Annotated in this window: 17 protein-coding genes; 13 read left to right on the forward strand and 4 right to left on the reverse strand. The window is 62.1% G+C overall.

Features of this window, described 5'->3' with window-relative positions; all coding sequences use genetic code 11:
• Nucleotides 1-122 precede the first annotated feature (122 nt).
• From ACQKEN_RS10895 to ACQKEN_RS10925, 7 genes are all read left to right on the forward strand, one after another.
• Nucleotides 123-869 (forward strand): response regulator transcription factor, encoded by a 747-nt coding sequence (locus ACQKEN_RS10895; protein WP_427685460.1) that lies wholly within the window; start codon nucleotides 123-125, stop codon nucleotides 867-869.
• Between the two features lie 8 nt (nucleotides 870-877).
• Nucleotides 878-2266 carry a histidine kinase sensor domain-containing protein gene (locus ACQKEN_RS10900; protein ID WP_427685461.1) on the forward strand — a complete coding sequence of 463 codons (1389 nt, stop codon included), beginning with the start codon at nucleotides 878-880 and terminating at the stop codon, nucleotides 2264-2266.
• Nucleotides 2267-2676: 410 nt separating this feature from the next.
• Nucleotides 2677-3579, forward strand: a complete 903-nt coding sequence (gene cysM / locus ACQKEN_RS10905; RefSeq protein WP_427685462.1) for a cysteine synthase CysM — start codon at nucleotides 2677-2679, stop codon at nucleotides 3577-3579.
• Nucleotides 3579-4934, forward strand: a complete 1356-nt coding sequence (gene rlmD, locus ACQKEN_RS10910) for a 23S rRNA (uracil(1939)-C(5))-methyltransferase RlmD (RefSeq protein ID WP_427685463.1) — start codon at nucleotides 3579-3581, stop codon at nucleotides 4932-4934. Before cysM ends, rlmD begins: the two co-directional genes overlap by 1 nt.
• A 156-nt stretch (nucleotides 4935-5090) precedes the next feature.
• Nucleotides 5091-7334 (forward strand): GTP diphosphokinase, encoded by a 2244-nt coding sequence (gene relA / locus ACQKEN_RS10915; RefSeq protein WP_133776339.1) that lies wholly within the window; start codon nucleotides 5091-5093, stop codon nucleotides 7332-7334.
• Nucleotides 7335-7526: 192 nt separating this feature from the next.
• Entirely contained in the window at nucleotides 7527-8360 is an 834-nt protein-coding gene (gene mazG / locus ACQKEN_RS10920; RefSeq protein ID WP_427685464.1) for a nucleoside triphosphate pyrophosphohydrolase, read from the forward strand.
• A gap of 26 nt (nucleotides 8361-8386) precedes the next feature.
• Nucleotides 8387-8929, forward strand: coding sequence for a DUF2058 domain-containing protein (locus ACQKEN_RS10925; RefSeq protein ID WP_133776341.1), 543 nt, complete (start codon nucleotides 8387-8389; stop codon nucleotides 8927-8929).
• A gap of 275 nt (nucleotides 8930-9204) precedes the next feature.
• On the opposite strand, the gene ACQKEN_RS10930 is transcribed toward ACQKEN_RS10925, so the two are convergent.
• The 4 genes from ACQKEN_RS10930 to purM all read right to left on the reverse strand — a co-directional run bounded on the left by ACQKEN_RS10930 (nucleotide 9205) and on the right by purM (nucleotide 13163).
• Nucleotides 9205-9393, reverse strand: coding sequence for a hypothetical protein (locus ACQKEN_RS10930; RefSeq protein WP_122535701.1), 189 nt, complete (start codon nucleotides 9391-9393; stop codon nucleotides 9205-9207).
• Nucleotides 9394-10720: 1327 nt separating this feature from the next.
• A complete protein-coding gene (locus ACQKEN_RS10935) occupies nucleotides 10721-11437 on the reverse strand; it encodes a DUF3108 domain-containing protein (protein WP_133776342.1) in 717 nt (238 codons plus the stop codon).
• A gap of 8 nt (nucleotides 11438-11445) precedes the next feature.
• A complete protein-coding gene (gene purN / locus ACQKEN_RS10940) occupies nucleotides 11446-12096 on the reverse strand; it encodes a phosphoribosylglycinamide formyltransferase (protein ID WP_427685471.1) in 651 nt (216 codons plus the stop codon).
• Between the two features lie 8 nt (nucleotides 12097-12104).
• On the reverse strand, nucleotides 12105-13163 hold the full coding sequence (purM, locus tag ACQKEN_RS10945; protein WP_427685465.1) for a phosphoribosylformylglycinamidine cyclo-ligase: 1059 nt from the start codon (nucleotides 13161-13163) through the stop codon (nucleotides 12105-12107).
• Nucleotides 13164-13494: 331 nt separating this feature from the next.
• Here purM and ACQKEN_RS10950 point away from each other — a divergent pair, with 331 nt between their 5' ends.
• From ACQKEN_RS10950 to ACQKEN_RS10975, 6 genes are all read left to right on the forward strand, one after another.
• The gene (locus ACQKEN_RS10950) at nucleotides 13495-14556 is read left to right on the forward strand and encodes a DUF2066 domain-containing protein (protein WP_427685472.1); all 1062 of its coding nucleotides are present in this window, start codon (nucleotides 13495-13497) and stop codon (nucleotides 14554-14556) included.
• Nucleotides 14557-14610: 54 nt separating this feature from the next.
• Entirely contained in the window at nucleotides 14611-15684 is a 1074-nt protein-coding gene (locus ACQKEN_RS10955; RefSeq protein ID WP_133776344.1) for an AI-2E family transporter, read from the forward strand.
• A 326-nt stretch (nucleotides 15685-16010) separates the two neighbouring features.
• Nucleotides 16011-16715, forward strand: coding sequence for a DnaA regulatory inactivator Hda (gene hda / locus ACQKEN_RS10960; protein WP_074890952.1), 705 nt, complete (start codon nucleotides 16011-16013; stop codon nucleotides 16713-16715).
• 8 nt (nucleotides 16716-16723) lie between these two features.
• Nucleotides 16724-17497, forward strand: a complete 774-nt coding sequence (locus ACQKEN_RS10965; protein ID WP_427685466.1) for an NAD-dependent deacylase — start codon at nucleotides 16724-16726, stop codon at nucleotides 17495-17497.
• Between the two features lie 66 nt (nucleotides 17498-17563).
• Complete coding sequence (locus ACQKEN_RS10970) at nucleotides 17564-18265, forward strand: C40 family peptidase (RefSeq protein WP_427685467.1); 702 nt, start codon at nucleotides 17564-17566, stop codon at nucleotides 18263-18265.
• Nucleotides 18266-18353: 88 nt separating this feature from the next.
• A complete protein-coding gene (locus ACQKEN_RS10975) occupies nucleotides 18354-18890 on the forward strand; it encodes a C40 family peptidase (RefSeq protein ID WP_237253639.1) in 537 nt (178 codons plus the stop codon).
• Nucleotides 18891-19375: the final 485 nt, after the last annotated feature.

Below are 19375 nucleotides of genomic sequence, written 5' to 3' on the forward strand. Positions count from 1 at the left end.
CAAGCGCGCTCCTACCGTTCATTCTGGTATACGCAATATGCCCATCGCTTCGGCAGTCCGACATTGCCCCGCCGCGCGCAATCTTGAATAATCCGCGTCTTGAGAATCAGTCGCAGACGCCAATGACTCCCGCCAGCATCCACCGCCCTCACATACTCGCCATCGAGGACGATGTCGTGCTCGGTGCGTTCGTTCATGATCAGCTCGATCGCTGCGGATTTCAGGTGACCTGGTGCCAGAACGGCGCCGAAGGGCTGGCCTGTGCGCAACGCGAATCCTTCGATGTGGTGGTGATGGACATCCTGCTGCCGGGCATGAACGGCCTCGACATCCTTACCCACCTGCGCCGCCGCCACACCGTGCCGATCATCCTCATGTCCGCCCTGGGCGCCGAGGCCGATCGCATCACCGGCTTCCAGAACGGCGCCGACGATTACCTGCCCAAACCCTTCAGCGTCGATGAACTGCGCGTGCGCATCGAGGCGATCCTGCGCCGGGTCGAGCTTGAACGGCGCTTCCATGCGCTGACCCCAAGCGTGCCCGACCCCTGTGTCGAAAAGCCCGACGAAGACGGTCTGACCTTCGACGAAGGCCGCTGCGACGTTTCCTTCGCCGGCACCCCGGCACAATTGACCGGCAGCGAATACCGCCTTCTGGAAACCCTGTGGCGCAACCCCGAAGACGTCCTCAGCAAGGCCTTCCTTTATCAGCACGTTTTGCAGCGCGGCTATTCCCGGCACGACCGCAGCCTGGACATGCACATCAGCCAGATTCGTCGCAAGCTAAAAGCCGTCGGCTATCAAGCGCGGCAACTGCGCACGGTGTGGGGCAAAGGCTACGTGCTGACGGCGTCGGTGCAGGATGGCTGAGGTGTTGAATGATTGAGCCACTCAAAAGGCTGCCCGGCCGACATTCGCTGTTCTGGAAACTGGCGGTTCTGCTGGTCGGTTTCTGCCTGCTGATGATCTGGCTCAGCTGGTATTGGGGCCGCTACATCGAGACCCGCAACGCCTATCTGAACGCCGAGGCCCATCAGGTGCTTAACGACTATGCGGCGCAGGCCGAACAAGCGTGGAGCAGGGGCGGCCAGCGCGGCATCGACGAATGGCTGCAGCAGGTCCGTCAGCAGGAAACCGGCTGGCTCGGGGTCATCGGCAGCGACTTGCAGTCTCTCGGCAGCACGCCGCTGACTCGCGAGCAGTCCCAGCGCCTGACCTTCATGCGCGGCATCGACTGGCCCATGAGCACGCGGCAGAAGACTGCGCCCTGGCTGAAGATCGCCTTTCCCGGCAACCCGGAGGCTGGCAGTCTGGTCATCGAACTGCCCAAGCGCTTCAAGCCGGGACGTTATGCGCTGATCGGGCAAATCCTGACCAACGGGCTGATTCCCGCGCTGTTCACCCTGCTGCTGTGCGTCGGGCTGTATCGCCTGCTGATTCGCCCGCTCAATCAACTGCGCGAACAGGCCAACGCATGGCGGGCCGATCGGCTCACCAGCCGGCTTTCCCCGCAGATGACCGAGCGCCGGGATGAACTGGGGGAACTGAACCGTGCCTTTGACCACATGGCCGCGCGCCTGCACTCGACGGTGCAGGTTCAGCAGCAGTTATTGCGTGATCTCTCCCACGAACTGCGCACGCCCCTGAGTCGCCTGCGCGTGGCGTGCGACAGCGAGCAAACCCTGCCTGAGCTGCGCGAGCGCCTGAGCCGGGAAGTGGACGGCATGCGCCGGCTGGTGGATGACACCCTGCAATTGGCCTGGCTCGACACCGAGCGTGAAAAACTGCCCGGTGAGGACATTCAGGTGGTGGCGCTGTGGGAGATGCTGGTGGACGACGCCTGTTTCGAAACCTGCTGGCCGTCCCGTCAGTTGCGCTGCGATCTCGACGGTGAGTGCTGGGTCAGTGGCCATCTCAATACCCTGGCCCAGGCGCTGGAAAACATTCTGCGCAACGCCATCCGTCATTCTCCGCCCGAGGGCATCGTGCGTCTGGACGGTCGGCGTGAAGGGGATGACTGGCTGCTGTGGCTGGAAGATCAGGGTGGCGGGATTGACGAGGGGGATCTTGAGCGGATCTTCGCGCCGTTCATCCGCCTGGACGGCGCCCGCCCCGGCGACGGTGGTTTCGGCCTGGGCCTGAGCATCGCGCGCAACTCCCTGCGGCTGCAGGGCGGGGACTTGTGGGCTGAGAACACCGGGCAGGGCTTAAGGATGATCATGCGGTTGCCGGCGAGGCATCTGCGTAGAACGCAAATCCCCTTGTAGGAGCGTGGCTTGTCCCGCGATCGGCCGGGAACCGGTCGTGGAATGGGTTCGCGCGGTGGATCAGGGGAAACATCGGTGGCAGGCCTGCTGCCGCTGCGCGCCAGATCGCGGGACAAGCCACGCTCCTACCGATACTTGCATATCCCGGAAGGCCTGCGTCTGGCCTGGATCGGTGTAGGGGCGCGCTTGCCCGCGAACAGTGTGGTTCAGTTGACATTTTCTTTTCAGATCCAGCGCGTTCGCCAGCAAGCCGGCTCCTACGGATTTATGTAGGCCGAAAATTGTGTACGTTGCCGAGCCGGACACGCCTTATTCCATTCAGCGATAAGCCCCTCACTTTGCGTGATATGGCCTGGCAGCGATTGCCGGTATGATAGGCGACCCCCGCACGTCTGGATCGCGAACACGCCATGACCCTGCAGTATCAAACCATCGCCGATTGCGTCGGCAACACCCCGCTGGTGCGTCTGCAACGCATGGCCGGGAACACCAGCAACACGTTGCTGCTCAAGCTCGAAGGCAATAACCCGGCCGGCTCCGTGAAGGACCGCCCGGCGCTGTCGATGATTACCCGTGCCGAATTGCGCGGTCAGATCCATCCCGGCGACACCCTGATCGAAGCCACCTCCGGCAACACCGGCATCGCCCTGGCCATGGCCGCGGCGATCAAAGGCTATCGCATGATTTTGATCATGCCCGACAACTCCAGCGCCGAGCGCAAGGCCGCCATGACCGCCTATGGCGCCGAGCTGATTCTGGTCAGCAAGGAAGAGGGTATGGAAGGCGCCCGTGATTTGGCCGAGCGCATGCAGGCTGAAGGCCATGGCAAGGTGCTCGACCAGTTCGCCAACGGCGACAATCCCCAAGCCCATTACGTCGGCACCGGCCCCGAAATCTGGCGGCAGACCGGCGGCACCGTCACCCACTTCATCAGCTCTATGGGCACCACCGGCACCATCATGGGCACCTCGCGATTCCTCAAGGAACAGAACCCGAACATCCAGATCGTCGGCCTCCAGCCTATGGACGGCGCGTCGATTCCGGGCATTCGCCGCTGGCCTCAGGAATACCTGCCGAGCATTTATCAGGCCGACCGCGTCGACCGGATTCTGGACATGGGCCAGTCAGAAGCCGAGGACGTCATGCGTCGGCTGGCACGGGAGGAAGGCATTTTCTGTGGCGTGTCGTCGGGCGGCTCGGTGGCCGGGATGCTTCGGCTGTCACAAGAAGTCGAAAACGCGGTGATGGTCGCGATCATTTGTGACCGCGGCGACCGTTACCTGTCGACCGGCGTCTACGATGCGCCCAACTGATGGCCAAGCGTGATGCAGGCCTGCGTTTCCAGCCCAGCGGCGGCACCCGGACCCCGCAGGTCCCCACCGGTAAAAAACAACGCCTGAATATCGAGCGGCTGGCCAATGACGGTCGCGGCATCGGTTTCGTCGACGGCCGCACCTGGTTTGTCATGGGCAGTCTGGCCGGCGAAGAGGTCGAGGCCCGCGTGCTCAATGCCCACGGCAAAGTCGTCGAAGCCCGCACCGAGCGCGTGTTCCAGGCCAGCCCCATGCGCCGCCCGGCCGCGTGCCCGCATTTCGGCCGTTGCGGCGGTTGCAGCACCCAGCACATGCCCCACGCCGAACAGCTCGCCCTGAAACAGAGCATGCTTGCCGAGCAATTGAGCCGCATCGCCGGGGTCGAGCCGGAGGAATGGGCCGCGCCCCTGACCGGTGAAGAATTCGCCTACCGCCGCCGCGCCCGTGTCGCCGTGCGCTGGGACGTCCGCGCCAAGCGGCTGGACGTCGGATTCCGCGCCGCGGCGAGCCAGGACATCATCGCCATCGAACAATGCCCAGTGCTGGTACAGGCCTTGCAACCGATCATGACAGCGCTGGCGCCGATGCTTCGGCGTCTGAGCAAGCCTCAGGCCCTGGGGCATGTCGAGCTGTTCAGCGGTTCGGCCCATGCCGTGCTGCTGCGGCACACCGCGCCGTTGCCTGAAAGTGATCTGGCCATTCTCAAAGTATTTTGCGACACCCATGACGCGCAACTGTGGTTGCACGGCGAGGGCGAGCCACAGCCGGTCGACCCTTCCGCGCCACTGGGCTACCGCCTGGAACCGTGGAATCTGTCACTGGCCTATCGCCCCGGCGACTTCGTGCAGGTCAATGCGCAGGTCAACACCGCGATGATCGAACAAGCCCTGGCCTGGCTCGCGCCGGGCAAGGACGAACGAGTGCTGGACTTGTTCTGCGGGCTTGGTAACTTCGCTCTACCGCTGGCGCAAATGACGCGCGACGTGGTGGCCGTGGAGGGCGTCGAGGCCATGGTTCAGCGGGCGACGGCCAATGCCGCCGGCAACGGTTTAAGCAACGTGAAGTTTTATCAGGCCGATCTGTCGCAGCCACTGGACAAGGCGGCCTGGGTGGCGGAAGGTTTCGCCGCAGTGCTGCTCGATCCGCCCCGTGACGGTGCGTTCGAAGCAGTGGGCAAGCTCAAGTCACTGGGCGCTCAACGCGTCCTTTATGTGTCGTGCAACCCGGCAACGCTGGCGCGCGACACGGTTGAATTGATCAAGCAGGGCTACCGTTTAAAACGTGCCGGAATTCTCGATATGTTCCCGCAGACAGCGCATGTCGAGGCGATGGCGTTATTTGAAGCGAGCAAGTGAGGCGGCGGCTCAGGAAATGCCGATGCCTTACACGGAGTCTCGTTTAATCCGACTGGCCCGCGCGTACGCGACCTTGCATGGCCCGCAAGGCGCACGCGCTCAAGAAGGCCGGCGACTGAAGGCGCATTTCATCGCGCCGTAGGGAAGGTAAGCAACATGGTACAGGTGAGACCCCACCAGCCGATCAACACAGACGGCAGTATCAACCTCGACGCGTGGCTGGATCATGTGGTCAGCGTCGACCTCGCAGTGGACCGACAGGCCCTCAAAGAGGCCTGTGAATTTGCCCGGCACGCCGAGCAACAGGACAACGCCGCCAAGAACCTCTGGGCGGAGGGCACGTCAAGTTTTCAGACGGGCCTGGAAATCGCTGAAATCCTGGCCGACCTCAAGCTCGATCAGGATTCCCTCGTCGCCGCCGTGATTTACCGCGGCGTGCGCGAAGGCAAAATCTCGCTGCCCGACGTCAACCAGCGCTTCGGCCCCACCGTCGCCAAACTCATCGACGGCGTGCTGCGCATGGCGGCCATCAGCGCCAGTCTCAGTCCGCGCCAGTCCCTGGTGCTCGGCACTCAGGCCCAGGTCGAAAACCTGCGCAAGATGCTGGTGGCCATGGTCGATGACGTGCGTGTCGCCCTGATCAAGCTGGCCGAACGCACCTGCGCCATCCGCGCGGTGAAAAACACCGACGATGAAAAGCGCAACCGCGTCGCCCGGGAGGTCTTCGACATCTACGCGCCGCTGGCCCACCGGCTGGGCATCGGTCACATCAAATGGGAGCTGGAGGACCTGTCCTTCCGTTACCTGGAGCCCGAGCAATACAAGCAGATCGCCAAGCTGCTGCACGAGCGCCGCCTTGACCGCGAGCGCTTCATCACCGACGTGATGTCCCAGCTTGAGAACGAACTGCTGGCCACCGGCGTCAAGGCAGACATCAGCGGCCGGGCCAAGCACATTTACTCGATCTGGCGAAAAATGCAGCGCAAAGGCCTGGAATTCAGCCAGATCTACGACGTTCGCGCCGTTCGCGTGCTGGTGCCGGAGATGCGCGATTGCTACACCGCCCTCGGCATCGTCCACACCCTGTGGCGGCACATTCCCAAGGAGTTCGACGACTACATCGCCAACCCCAAGGAAAACGGCTATCGCTCGCTGCACACCGCGGTGATCGGTCCCGAGGGCAAGGTGCTGGAAGTGCAGATCCGCACCCACGCCATGCACGAAGAAGCCGAACTGGGCGTCTGCGCGCACTGGAAGTACAAGGGCACCGACGTCAAATCCGGCTCCAATCACTACGAAGAGAAAATCTCCTGGCTGCGTCAGGTGCTCGAGTGGCATGAAGAGCTGGGCGACATCGGCGGACTGGCGGAGCAGCTGCGTGTCGATATCGAGCCCGACCGCGTCTACGTGTTCACCCCGGACGGCCACGCGATTGACTTGCCCAAGGGCGCGACGCCGCTGGACTTCGCTTACCGCGTGCACACCGAGATCGGCCACAACTGTCGTGGCGCGAAGATCAACGGCCGCATCGTCCCGCTCAACTACAGCCTGCAGACCGGCGAGCAGGTCGAGATCATCACCAGCAAGCACGGTACGCCGAGCCGCGACTGGCTGAACTCGAACCTGGGTTACATCACCACGTCCCGGGCGCGGGCGAAGATCGTGCACTGGTTCAAACTGCAGGCGCGCGACCAGAACGTGGCTGCCGGCAAGGTGCTGCTGGAGCGCGAACTGGCGCGTCTGGCGCTGCCTCAGGTGGACTTCGACAAGTTGGCCGAGAAGGCCAACATGAAGATCGCCGAAGACATGTTCGCGGCCCTCGGTGCCGGGGACCTGCGCATTGCTCAGCTGGTCAATCTGGCTCAGCAACTGGTCGAGCCGGAGCGGGGCAACGAGCAACTGGAGCTGATTCCGCGCAAGGCCACGGGTTACAAACCGGGCAAGCGCGGGGACATTCAGATCCAGGGCGTCGGCAACCTGATGACGCAGATGGCCGGCTGCTGCCAGCCGCTGCCGGGCGACGCCATTGTCGGTTACATCACCCAGGGCCGCGGCGTGAGCATTCACCGTCAGGACTGCGCCTCGGTGCTGCAACTGGGCGGGCGCGAACCCGAGCGGATCATTCAGGTCAGCTGGGGCCCGGTGCCGGTGCTCACCTATCCGGTGGACATCATCATCCGCGCCTACGACCGGTCCGGCCTGCTGCGGGACGTCTCGCAGATCCTGCTCAACGAGCGCATCAACGTGCTGGCGGTCAACACCCGCTCGAACAAGGAAGACAACACCGCGCTGATGTCGCTGACCATCGAGATCCCGGGCCTGGACGCGCTGGGCCGTCTGCTGGGGCGCATCTCGCAACTGCCGAACATCATCGAAACGCGGCGTAACAGAACGCCTTGATTTTACGGCGGTTGATCGTTCCCACGCTCTGCGTGGGAACGCAGTCCGTGACGCTCCGCGTCACTCGTGGGACGCAGAGCGTCCAGGCGGGCATTCCCACGCAGAGCGTGGGAACGATCAGCTTCAAGCCGTACGCGGATAACTTGAAGCTTGTAGCTTGCCGCTTACCGCTGCGAACGAAGAGAGACCCACATGTATAGCCTCCAAGACCTGCTCACGCTCATGGCCCGCTTGCGCGATCCGCAATTCGGCTGCCCGTGGGACGTGAAGCAGAATTACGCGAGCATCGTGCCGCACACCCTCGAGGAAGCCTACGAAGTGGCCGACGCCATCGAGCGTGGCGACTTCGATGACCTGCGCGGTGAGCTCGGCGATCTGTTGTTTCAGGTGGTGTATTACTGCCAGCTGGCGCGGGAAGAAGGGCGCTTCGAGTTCGACGGTGTGGTCGACGGCATCACCCGCAAACTGATTCGCCGTCATCCCCACGTGTTCCCGACCGGCGATCTGTACGCGCCGCTGGAAACCCCGCGTCTCAGCGAAGAGCAGGTCAAGCACCGTTGGGAGCAGATCAAGGCCGAGGAGCGCGCCGAAAAGGCCAGTGCCCCTGAGCAGCTTTCCCTGCTCGATGACGTGCCAAATGTACTGCCTGCGTTGTCACGGGCAGCGAAGTTGCAGAAGCGCGCCGCCCAGGTCGGGTTCGACTGGCCGGACGCCTTGCCGGTGGTGGATAACGTCCGTGAGGAACTCGATGAGGTCCTCGAAGCCATGGCCGACAACGACAGCGCCGCCATCACCGAAGAGGTCGGCGATCTGCTGTTCGCTGCCGTCAATCTGGCCCGGCACCTCAAGGTTGATCCGGAGAATGCCCTGCGCGCCGCCAATGCCAAATTCGAGCGGCGCTTCAGATTTATCGAACAGGCCTTGCGCGACACCCGGCGCCCCATCGAAGATTGCAGCCTCGAAGAGATGGATGCGCTCTGGGGCGAAGCCAAGCGTCAGGAAAAGATCACGCCCAACTGCGGTTGAGTTGACTATTTAGAGAGAGAAGACAGATGGCGGGTATTTCCCTTCGTGACCAGTTGCTGAAAGCCGGACTGGTCAATGAAAAACAGGCGAAGCAGGCCAGCAAGAGCAAGCAGAAGGAGCAGCGTCTGGTGCACAAGGGCCAGGCGGTGGCGGACGACACCAGCCAGCGCGCGGCCCAGGAAGCGATGGCCGAGAAAGCCAGACGCGACCAGGAGTTGAATCGCCAGCAGCAGGAAAAGATCGAGCAGAAAGCCCGTGCCGCCCAGGTCAAGCAGTTGATCGAAGCCACGCGCCTGCCGAAGCTGACCACCGAGGATTACTACAACTTCGTCGACGACAAGAAGGTCAAGCGCCTCTCGGTCAACAGCCTGATGCGCAGCAAGCTGAGCAGCGGCGCGCTGGCCATCGTGCACCACGGCGGTACCTACGAGGTAATTCCCCGCGAAGCCGCCCTCAAGGTGCAAGAGCGCGACCCGCGCCGCATCGTCATGCTCAGCGCCCCGACCGAAGAGCCGGAGGGTGACGATCCGTACGCCGCGTACAAGATCCCGGATGATTTGATGTGGTGATAGCTGTTGGCGGCTCTCAACCTGTAGCCGCTTGCTGTCGAAACGGTCCTGATGGTCATCTCGATGTGACTGACACGACGCCGCTTCTGTAGGAGCCGGCTTGCTGGCGAACCCGTTGTTTCAGTCGCCCTGCATGGAGACTGACACGCTGCGTTCGCCAGCCAGCCGGCTCCTGCAGAGGTTCGCGACAGGCCATTGGTCATCGGCCATCGAGCCGGACCCACAAACAACAAAACCCGCCGAGAGGCGGGTTTTGTTTTGCTGCGATTCCGAAATTACGAATGACTGGCCTGTAGCTTGGCTTCTTGCTCGGCAAGCTCTGCTGCGTAACGCTGTGCGTCCGATTCGTGATGAAACATCCCTACCAATTGGTCTTGCTGGCGAACATCCCAGATCTGGATGCCATCGGCGATGGTTTCGTGGGAGATATGGGCGTCGTCGCGTTCAGTAACAGTTACGGTCATAGTGCAAACTCCTGACTCTTGGATATCTGCGGCAGGACGTCGCAGGCCTTCTTTATAGTTTTTGATAGCCGGCTAAGTAAATGTGCACATCCGGCAACAGTTATTTACCGAATCCGTAACAGTGCGCTAAATGCTTGTATTCGAAGGGTGTGTGGCGTTTTGTCACACTCGGTTGAAGGCCATGAAGAATGTTTCATTTTGTCGTTCGCAGCCAGCGCGCTTGTTGCTCGGCACAAAACCTCGCCACGCCGCAGATCAAATGTAAGAGCGAGGCTTGCCCGCGATCTGGCGCGAAGCGGCAGCAAACCCGGGGAAACGCGGTTCATCAGACAAAGTCGGGTTGCCAGATTTACGACTGCTGTGCAGCTGATCGCGCGACAAGCCACGCTCCTACGACATTCGAAGTGTGGCAGCAAACCTAGGCACGCCGCAGATCAAATGTAGGAGCGAGGCTTGCCCCGCGATCTGTCGCGAAGCGGCAGCAAGCCCGGGGAAACGCGGTTCATCAGACAAACTCGGGTTGCTAGGTTTTACGACTGCTGCGCAGCCGATCGCGGGACAAGCCACGCTCCTACGACATTCGAGGTGTGGCAGCAGCCTCGCCACGCCGCAGATCAAATGTAAGAGCGAGGCTTGTCCCGCGATCTGGCGCGAAGCAGCAGCAAACCCGGGGAAACGCGGTTCATCAGACAAACTGGGGTTGCTAGGTTTTACGACTGCTGCGCAGCCGATCGCGGGACAAGCCACGCTCCTGCGACGTTCGAAGTGTGGCAGCAAACCTAGGCACGCCGCAGATCGAATGTAGGAGCGAGGCTTGCCCCGCGATCTGTCGCGAAGCGGCAGCAAACCCGGGGAAACGCGGTTCATCAGACAAAGTCGGGTTGCCAGATTTACGACTGCTGTGCAGCCGATCGCGGGACAAGCCACGCTCCTGCGACGTTCGAGGTGTAGCAGCAAACCTAGGCACGCCGCAGATCAAATGTAGGAGCGAGGCTTGTCCCGCGATCTGTCGCGAAGCGGCAGCAAACCCGGGGAAACGCGGTTCATCAGACAAAGTCGGGTTGCCAGATTTACGACTGCTGCGCAGCCGATCGCGGGACAAGCCACGCTCCTGCGACATTCGAGGTGTGGCAGCAAACCTCGCCACGCCGCAGTTCAAATGTAGGAGCGCGCTTGCCCGCGATCTGGCGCGAAGCGGCAGCAACCCGGGGAATGAGGTCCGTCAGATCAATGCTCGCCTGGCAATACTGGTTTTACGGCCAAAAAAACCCCGCCATGTAGGCGGGGTTCGATGTTGCGCGATGTAGGCGTAAATCAGCTGGCTGAGTTAACTGCCCTTGACCGACTTACCGTTCACCGTGCCGTCCTGCAGCATGATGTTGTATTCCTTGCCGTCGGTTTCAACCTGTTGCAGGCGAACCAGCAGGTAGTCGTAGTCCTTGGCGAACCACATCACGGTGATGCGCTTGTTCTGCGTCGGATCACGCACGCGCTCGACCTTGATGGCGTCGACCGAACCCACTTTGGTCTCGACCTTTTCAGTACCCAGCACGCGGAAATCATAGGTATCGACTTCATCACCGTCGACGACCTGATACGACATGCTCTTTTTACCCGCCGCCACGTCATGCTGCAGCGCGAGCTGGTAGGTGGACTTGTCGAGGACGCCGGCATTCAGCGGGATCTTCACCGCGTCGCCACGGTCAGTACCGGTAATGAATTTGGTCGGCCAGTCGAAGACCAGATCGACTGTCTTGCTCTTGCCCAGGCCGCCACGTTCGAAGTGGTAGGTCTGCGGCAGCAGTTGATCCTTGTCGACTTTGATCGTGCTGACTTCGGTCAGGCTGGCGATCATCATCGAAGCCTTGAAGCTCAGGGTCCAGGTGCCGTTGGCGTTCTTCTCGAGACTGCGGCTGGCGCTGCCACCGCTCATGGGCAGCTGTTTCCAGTCAGCGGTGTAACTGGCGGAGAAAGGTTGAAGGTCTGCCGCGTTGACTGCGGGAAGTGCGAACAGGGCGAAAGCGAAGAGCAAAGCGCGACGCATAATATCTCCTAATGTCGGATCAAGTGGCCGCTGGGCCCTAAGGGCTGGCCGTCCAGTGAGGCGCCGTGTTCGTCGAGAGTCAATCGTCCTTCGGCGAACCAGCGAATGGCCAGGGGATAAATCAGGTGTTCCTGGGCGTGAACCCTTTGTGCCAGCGTGGCGGTCGTGTCGTGCAACTCTACAGAAACAACTGCCTGTACGACCAGAGGCCCCCCATCGAGTTCCTCCGTGACAAAGTGCACGCTGCAGCCATGTTCGGCATCGCCGGCGTCGAGCACCCTTTGATGGGTGTGCAGGCCTTTATACCGCGGAAGCAGGGAAGGGTGGATGTTCAGCAGGCGGCCATGGTAGTGGCGCACGAACCCGGGCGTGAGGATGCGCATGAACCCGGCGAGCACGACCAGCGACGGCTGAAACGAATCGATGGCTTCGATCAGCGCCGCATCGAAGGCCTCGCGACCTTCGTAGCCGGTGTGATCAAGCACGCGGGTGTCGATTCCTGCGCGGGCGGCCCGCTCGAGCCCGAAGGCCTCGGCGCGGTTGGAAATCACCGCCCGGATGCGCGCAGGGCTCGCGCTGTCCTGAAAGCTGTCGATCATCGCCTGCAGGTTGCCGCCAGTGCCGGACAGCAGCACCACCACGTCACAGGGTTGGGGCATGTCAGGCATTAATGAGCCTTGACGTTCTTCAGCTCGACTTGTGCAGCGCCTTCGGCAGCGGTGCCGATCTGGCCGATCACCCAAGGCTGCTCGCCGGCTTCGCGCAGGGCGTTCAGCGAAACTTCAACGTGTTCCTGAGCGACACAGATGACCATGCCGACGCCGCAGTTCAGCACGCGGTGCATTTCGTGCTCATCAACGTTGCCTTTTTCCTGCAGCCAGTCGAAGACCGCCGGACGGGTCCAGCTGGCCACGTCGACGATGGCCTGGGCGCCTTCAGGCAGCACGCGAGGAATGTTGTCCAGCAGGCCGCCGCCGGTGATGTGGGCCATGGCTTTAACCGCGCCGGTGTCTTTGATCAGCTTGAGCAGCTGCTTGACGTAAATGCGGGTCGGCGCCATCAGCAGTTCGGTCAGCGGCTTGCCGTCGAGCTGGATAGTGTCGATCTCGGCACCCGACACTTCGATGATCTTGCGGATCAGCGAGTAGCCGTTGGAGTGCGGCCCGGAAGAGGGCAGGGCGATCAGGGCGTCGCCGGCGGCAACCTTGGAGCCGTCGATGATTTCGGCTTTCTCCACGACGCCGACGCAGAAACCGGCCAGGTCGTAGTCTTCGCCTTCGTACATACCGGGCATTTCAGCGGTCTCACCGCCGACCAGCGAGCAGCCGGCCAGTTCGCAGCCCGCGCCGATGCCGGTGACCACTTGAGCCGCGGTGTCGACGTTGAGTTTGCCGGTGGCGTAGTAGTCGAGGAAGAACAGCGGCTCGGCGCCGCAGACCACCAGATCGTTGACGCACATCGCGACCAGGTCGATGCCGATGGTGTCGTGTTTGTTGAGATTCAGTGCCAGGCGCAGCTTGGTGCCGACACCGTCGGTGCCGCTGACCAGAACAGGCTGCTTGTAGCCGGCCGGGATTTCGCACAGAGCGCCGAAGCCCCCGAGGCCGCCCATCACTTCCGGGCGCTTGGTGCGCTTGGCGACGCTCTTGATGCGTTCGACCAGCGCTTCACCGGCGTCGATGTCAACACCGGCGTCTTTGTAGCTCAGGGAGGGTTGCTTGCTCATGATCCAGGCCTTTAGGGGGGATTCGGGGTAACGACCGAGTGGCAACGACGCGGGGGCCGTGTCATCGCCGGTCTGCGAAGGCGCGCGATTTTATCAGGGTTGGGCGCAAGCGGCCATCCTTGGGCCGACGGGCAGGACCGCCGTGAAGAAAAAATAACCCGGTTTATCCCGCCGCACCCGTTCGTCGGCGGGTGGATCCGGTGTAACGTTGGCGCCTGAGTGAGCGATTCGGGCGCGTCTGCGGTCAGAGTCGGGTCACTTGTGTTCATGCAGCTATTTATAGCGTTGCCTTTTTACCCAGCGGGAATCCTTCATGCGTCCACCTTCATTCATGCGCCTAAAAAACTGCCTGTTCGTGGGTTGCCTCTCATTGATGAGTCTGCCGGCGCTCGCCGAGACGGTGAACACGCTTTATCAGGTGCGCGAGCCTGTCAGCGGCCAGACCCCGGACGAGAAAACCCGCGCCACCCAGGCCGCGCTGGAAACCCTGGTCACCCGCCTGACCGGCGACCCCAAGGCGGTGCAGAACGGCGGTCTTGCCGAGGTGCGCAAGGACCCTCAGCAAATCATCAGCCAGTACGGTTATGACGCCGGCCCGCCCGAAACCCTGCAGGTCGATTTCGACCCGGCGAGTACCGAGCGCGTGCTGCGTCAGGCCGGGCTGTCGTTGTGGGGCTCCAACCGCCCGGTGATCATGGCCTGGTGGCTGAACGACGCCACCGAGGGCGCCAATCTCGTCGGCGACGGGCAAGCCTCTGCCGAACCTCTGCGTCGCGCGGCTCAGCATCGCGGTTTGCCGCTGCGTCTGCCGCTGGCGGACCTGGGCGAGCAAGGCATCGGCAACGCCAAGACCCTCGACGGCAACAACGTCGGCCCGCTCAAGGAGGCTTCCGAGCGTTACGGTTCGGACGCGATTCTGGCGGTTCACGCGCAGGAAAACGGCGGCCAGTGGCAGGGCAAGTGGCACCTGTGGCTGGGCGACAAGATGGAGCAGGGCAGTGCCAGCGGCGCCAGCTCGGCGGAACTGGCTGACGCTGTGCTGTTGGCGGTGAGTCAGCGTCTGGCGCCGCGCTTCGTGGTCAAGCCGGGCGCTTCGACGGGCATGGTGCTGGATGTGCAGGGCATGAACCTTGAGCGTTACGCGCAGCTGTTGCGCCTGCTCGAACCCTTCGGCGGACGCCTGAAATCAGCCGAAGGTGACCGTATCGCGTTTGACGTCAGCGGCAGCCCCGATCAGTTACGCTCCCAGTTGGCGCTGGCGAAACTGCAGGAGGTCCCGGCCGGTGAAATCGCCAGCGCGCCGGTTAGCGCCGCGCCGGTTTCTGCGGACGGCACGCCGGCCGCACCGCAGCCGCCTGCTGTTTCGGATAGCGCATTGCACTTCCGTTGGTGAACAGGTTCATAACGACGTTGCACGAAGCACATCATCCTGGGGAAAGAGGCAGTAATGACTGATACGCGTCGTTGGTTCTGGCTGGGCGGGGTTGTCCTGGTCTGTTTGTTCGTCTGGCTGCTGCATTCGATTCTGACGCCGTTTCTGGTGGCACTGCTGCTGGCGTACATGGGCGATCCGCTGGCAGACCGGCTGGAAAAACTCAAGCTGTCACGCACCATGAGTGTGGTGACAGTGTTCCTGTTGTTCACCCTGATCTTCATGGGCTTGCTGTTGGTGCTGGTGCCGATGCTGGCCAAGCAGCTTTATCGCCTGTACGAACTGGCGCCGCAGATCCTCGACTGGCTGCAGCACACCGCCATGCCGTGGGCGCAGGCCAAGCTGGGGCTGGCAGAAGGGTTCTGGAAGTTCGACAAGGTCAAGGCGGCCATCTCCGAGCACATGGGGCAGACCGGCGACATCGTTGGCATTGTCCTGTCCCAGGCCACCACCTCGACCCTGGCGCTGATCGGCTGGCTGACCAATCTGGTGCTGATCCCGGTGGTCTGCTTCTACCTGCTGCGTGACTGGGACGTGATGATGGCGAAGGTGCGTAGCCTGCTGCCGCGTCACCGTGAGAAGAAGATCGTCGCGCTGGCGGACGAGTGCCATGAAGTCTTGGGCGCGTTCATTCGTGGCCAGTTGCTGGTGATGGTCGCGCTGGGCGTGATCTACGCCGCCGGGTTGATGCTGGTTGGACTGGAGCTTGGCCTGTTGATCGGTGTCATCGCCGGTCTGGCGGCCATCGTGCCGTACATGGGGTTCGTGATCGGCATTGGCTCGGCGATTCTGGCGGGCTTCTTCCAGTTTGGCGGCGACCTGTACCCGATGCTGGGCATCGTCGCGGTGTTCATGGTCGGTCAGGCGCTGGAAGGGATGGTGCTGACGCCACTGCTGGTGGGTGACCGCATCGGTCTGCACCCGGTCGCGGTCATCTTCGCAATCCTGGCGGGCGGCGAGCTGTTCGGATTCACCGGCATCCTGCTGGCGTTGCCGGTGGCGGCGGTGATCATGGTCCTGGTGCGCCATGTTCATGACCTGTACAAGGATTCGGACATCTACGGCGGTCTGGACGACCCGGATCTCTGATTCGCGATAGTAGAAGCGCATGTCATGGATGGACCCTGACTCTGTAGGAGCCGGCTTGCTGGCGAACCGGTTGATCATTCAAGGCTGTATCGTCTGACACACTGCGTTCGCCAGCAAGCCGGCTCCTACAGTCCGCCCGATCGCGCCCAGGGTGCGAAGCTTTCTTTGGCGGGTTTTCCTCGTAATCCCCAGTCATACCCGTCCCCTGCGCAAGCCTTTGATTTTGCTGGCGGTCTGCCGCATTGTGCGGCCAGCCCTGCGGGTATAGACTTTGCGCACTTTTCACAGAGGCCCCTTGGCGGTTCGTCACGAACCGTTCAGCCAGCATGAAACCAGTTCAGCTGCCCTTGAGTGTGCGTCTGCGTGATGACGCCACCTTCATCAATTACTATCCAGGCGCCAATGCCGCTGCACTCGGCTATGTCGAGCGGCTGTGCGAAGCCGAGGCCGGCTGGACGGAAAGCCTCATTTATCTGTGGGGCAAGAACGGGGTAGGGCGCACGCACCTGTTGCAGGCGGCCTGCCTGCGATTCGAACAGATGGGCGAGCCGGCGGTTTACCTGCCGATGGCCGAGCTGCTCGATCAAGGCATCGGCCTGTTCGATCATCTGGAGCAGTACGAACTGGTGTGCCTCGATGACCTTCAGGCAGTGGTCGGCAAGCCTGAATGGGAAGAGGCCTTGTTCCACCTGTTCAACCGCCTGCGAGACAGCGGCCGACGGTTGCTCATCGCCGCTTCATGCTCGCCCCGGGAGCTGCCGGTCAAGCTGGCGGACCTTAAATCACGGCTGACCATGGCGCTGGTGTTCCAGATGCGCCTGTTGTCCGATGAAGAAAAACTCCGCGCCCTGCAATTGCGTGCGTCGCGTCGAGGCCTGCACCTCACCGATGAAGTGGGGCATTTCATCCTCACGCGCGGCAAGCGCAGCATGAGCGCGCTGTTCGACCTGCTTGAACAGCTCGATCAAGCCTCACTGCAGGCCCAGCGTAAGCTGACCATTCCTTTCCTGAAAGAAACCCTCGGTTGGTAAGCGCGTCCGTGGTCGATCAGGCTTTGGTTCTGCAAACCGCAACGGCCTTGCGCCATGCCACACGGATTTTGATCATCACCGGTGCCGGCCTTTCGGCGGATTCGGGTTTGCCGACCTATCGCGGTGTCGGTGGCTTGTATAACGGCGAGACCGACGATGGCCTGCCCATCGAAATGGCCTTGTCCGGCCCGATGCTGCGTCGGGATCCCGGCCTGTGCTGGAAGTACATCGCACAATTGGGCAGCGCTTGCCTGGGTGGACGACCCAATGCGGCGCACTATGCCATCGCCGAATTGCAGCGGCGCAAGCCGGAGTGCTGGGTGTTAACGCAAAACGTCGACGGCTATCATCGCGCGGCGGGCAGTCCGCCAGAGCGGCTGATCGAGATTCACGGGCAGCTGGCGCCGCTCTACTGTCAATCTTGTGGCGCCGAGGATCCGCAACTGAGCGAGCATCTCAGTCGGCCACTGCCACCGCTATGCCCCCGCTGTAGTGGCGTTCTGAGGCCATCGGTGGTGTTGTTTGAGGAGATGTTGCCAGAGTTGGCATTGAACGTGCTTCAGGAAGAGATGGCAAAAGGCTTTGACGCTGTGCTCAGCATCGGAACCACCGCCAGCTTCCCTTACATTCATGAGCCCATGCTGCGCGCTCGGGTGATGGGGGGCTTTACTGCCGAGATAAACCCTTCGCCGACCGATCACTCCGCGCACATGGATGCGTTTCTGAGGTGTAGAGCCTTAGAAGTGATGGACGACATCGTAAGTCACATTTGTTTCGATTGAATTTGCAAATGGGTACGATTGAAGGCATAGTCTCGGCTTCTTTACACTTCAGCCACGGTCGTGCACATGCTAAACCGCTTCGCACCCCTCGTGCCTCTCGCACTCGTAACGCTGTTGTTCGGCTGCGCGGCCCAGATGCCGACGTCGCAACAACAGTCGCAAAGCCCCCAGTTCCGGGACTCTGCCACCGCCCAATCCGCCAGCAAGCGCGCCGACTACGCCTCTTCCGTTCTGGATGACGAAGTCGCCACCGAAGACGAACTCGCTCAATTTGCCGACAACAAGCCGTACCGCCTGCCGGTTCTGGCTGACAGCATCCTCGAACGCGGCAAATCCCTGATAGGCACTCGCTATCGCTTCGGCGGTACGTCGACCACCTCCGGCTTCGACTGCAGCGGTTTCATCGGTTATCTGTTCCGTGAAGAGGCGGGCATGAGCCTGCCGCGTTCTTCCCGCGAAATGATCAACATCGATGCCCCTCTCATCAAGCGCAATGACCTCAAGCCAGGCGATCTGTTGTTCTTCAGCACCGCCGGTCGTGGTCGTGTCAGCCATGCGGGCATCTACCTGGGCGATGACCAGTTCATCCATTCCAGCAGCCGTCGCAGTGGCGGTGTTCGTGTCGACAGCCTCGACGATGCCTACTGGGCCAAGACGTTCATCGAAGCCAAACGCGCGCTGGCAATGGCGCCTGCAACGGCGTCGTCGACGGTACCTGCAACCACCACCGCCATGAGCTCGACTACAATCAAGCGCCAAACCCGTTAATTCCGGGCGCGCAAAGGGCTGACCCCCTCTTGCGCGCAATCCCGGCTCTCGGCACAGTAAGCTGCACCCCGCACAGGTTGTCGTGTTTATGTCGTTAACGGTTCGCCTGATCGTCGCCTCTCTGGCTGTGCTGCTGGCCGCATGTTCCAGCACTCCACCGCCCGCTCCACGCAAGGTCGTCTACCGGCCTGTGGTTTCCGCTCCTCCCCAGTTTTCTTCCCCGCTCGCCGACGACGTCCTGTTGCGCGCGATCGGCCTCGTTGGCACGCCCTATCGCTGGGGCGGCAACACGCCTGATTCGGGTTTCGATTGCAGCGGCCTGATCGGCTACGTCTACCACGACGCCGCAGGCATCACCTTGCCGCGATCGACGCGGGAAATGATCACCCTGCGCGGGCCTGACATTGATCGCAGTCAGTTACAGACCGGTGATTTGGTGTTCTTCGCCACCAGCGGCGGCTCGAACGTCAGCCACGCGGGCATCTACGTCGGAGAAGGGCGGTTCGTTCATGCGCCGGCCACCGGCGGCACGGTCAAGCTCGACAGTCTCGACAAGCCTTATTGGCAGAAGGCCTGGTTAAACGCCAAGCGCGTCATCCAGCCGTCGAACCTCGCCAAGCAATAGTCGCTCCTGAGGCAATGTGTTCAAGCGCTGTTGGCGAGCGAACACACGACCGGCGGCGCGAAGCCTGTTCAGTGGCAAACACACTCCGCACGAGCCAGCTCGCTGGCGAACCCGATTCATCCCTCGCCGATCATGTGACTGCCCCGACGCCTTCGCCAGCAAGCCGGCTCCTACGGTTTTGCGTTTCAGGCGGGAGCCGGTGCGATCCTGTTTGCGCTCCACCCACGAACTCGGGACAAACACCCGCCTCCGTAGGAGCCGGCTTGCTGGCGAACCCGATTGATCCCTCACCACTAATGTGACTGCCCCGACGCCTTCGCCGCCAAGCCGATATCTACGTATTGTGTGTACGCCACAGATTGTCGGCGTTACCGAGATCATTGTAGGAGCGCGCTTGCCCGCGAAAGATTTTGTCTGTGACACATCAGTCGCCTGAACCACCGCCTTCGCGGGCAAGCGCCGCGACACCGCCGACCTGCAGGGCG

It is taken from the genome of Pseudomonas sp. NPDC078416, from assembly GCF_050268485.1.
Lineage (GTDB): Bacteria > Pseudomonadota > Gammaproteobacteria > Pseudomonadales > Pseudomonadaceae > Aquipseudomonas.

What these genes read in the sequence shown, in the direction of transcription:
- ACQKEN_RS10895 (WP_427685460.1), top strand. Translation starts at nt 123, where the DNA reads ATGACTCCCGCCAGCATCCACCGCCCTCACATACTCGCCATCGAGGAC.
- ACQKEN_RS10900 (WP_427685461.1), top strand. Translation starts at nt 878, where the DNA reads ATGATTGAGCCACTCAAAAGGCTGCCCGGCCGACATTCGCTGTTCTGG.
- cysM (WP_427685462.1), top strand. Translation starts at nt 2,677, where the DNA reads ATGACCCTGCAGTATCAAACCATCGCCGATTGCGTCGGCAACACCCCG.
- rlmD (WP_427685463.1), top strand. Translation starts at nt 3,579, where the DNA reads ATGGCCAAGCGTGATGCAGGCCTGCGTTTCCAGCCCAGCGGCGGCACC.
- relA (WP_133776339.1), top strand. Translation starts at nt 5,091, where the DNA reads ATGGTACAGGTGAGACCCCACCAGCCGATCAACACAGACGGCAGTATC.
- mazG (WP_427685464.1), top strand. Translation starts at nt 7,527, where the DNA reads ATGTATAGCCTCCAAGACCTGCTCACGCTCATGGCCCGCTTGCGCGAT.
- ACQKEN_RS10925 (WP_133776341.1), top strand. Translation starts at nt 8,387, where the DNA reads ATGGCGGGTATTTCCCTTCGTGACCAGTTGCTGAAAGCCGGACTGGTC.
- ACQKEN_RS10930 (WP_122535701.1), bottom strand. Translation starts at nt 9,393, where the DNA reads ATGACCGTAACTGTTACTGAACGCGACGACGCCCATATCTCCCACGAA.
- ACQKEN_RS10935 (WP_133776342.1), bottom strand. Translation starts at nt 11,437, where the DNA reads ATGCGTCGCGCTTTGCTCTTCGCTTTCGCCCTGTTCGCACTTCCCGCA.
- purN (WP_427685471.1), bottom strand. Translation starts at nt 12,096, where the DNA reads ATGCCCCAACCCTGTGACGTGGTGGTGCTGCTGTCCGGCACTGGCGGC.
- purM (WP_427685465.1), bottom strand. Translation starts at nt 13,163, where the DNA reads ATGAGCAAGCAACCCTCCCTGAGCTACAAAGACGCCGGTGTTGACATC.
- ACQKEN_RS10950 (WP_427685472.1), top strand. Translation starts at nt 13,495, where the DNA reads ATGCGCCTAAAAAACTGCCTGTTCGTGGGTTGCCTCTCATTGATGAGT.
- ACQKEN_RS10955 (WP_133776344.1), top strand. Translation starts at nt 14,611, where the DNA reads ATGACTGATACGCGTCGTTGGTTCTGGCTGGGCGGGGTTGTCCTGGTC.
- hda (WP_074890952.1), top strand. Translation starts at nt 16,011, where the DNA reads ATGAAACCAGTTCAGCTGCCCTTGAGTGTGCGTCTGCGTGATGACGCC.
- ACQKEN_RS10970 (WP_427685467.1), top strand. Translation starts at nt 17,564, where the DNA reads ATGCTAAACCGCTTCGCACCCCTCGTGCCTCTCGCACTCGTAACGCTG.
- ACQKEN_RS10975 (WP_237253639.1), top strand. Translation starts at nt 18,354, where the DNA reads ATGTCGTTAACGGTTCGCCTGATCGTCGCCTCTCTGGCTGTGCTGCTG.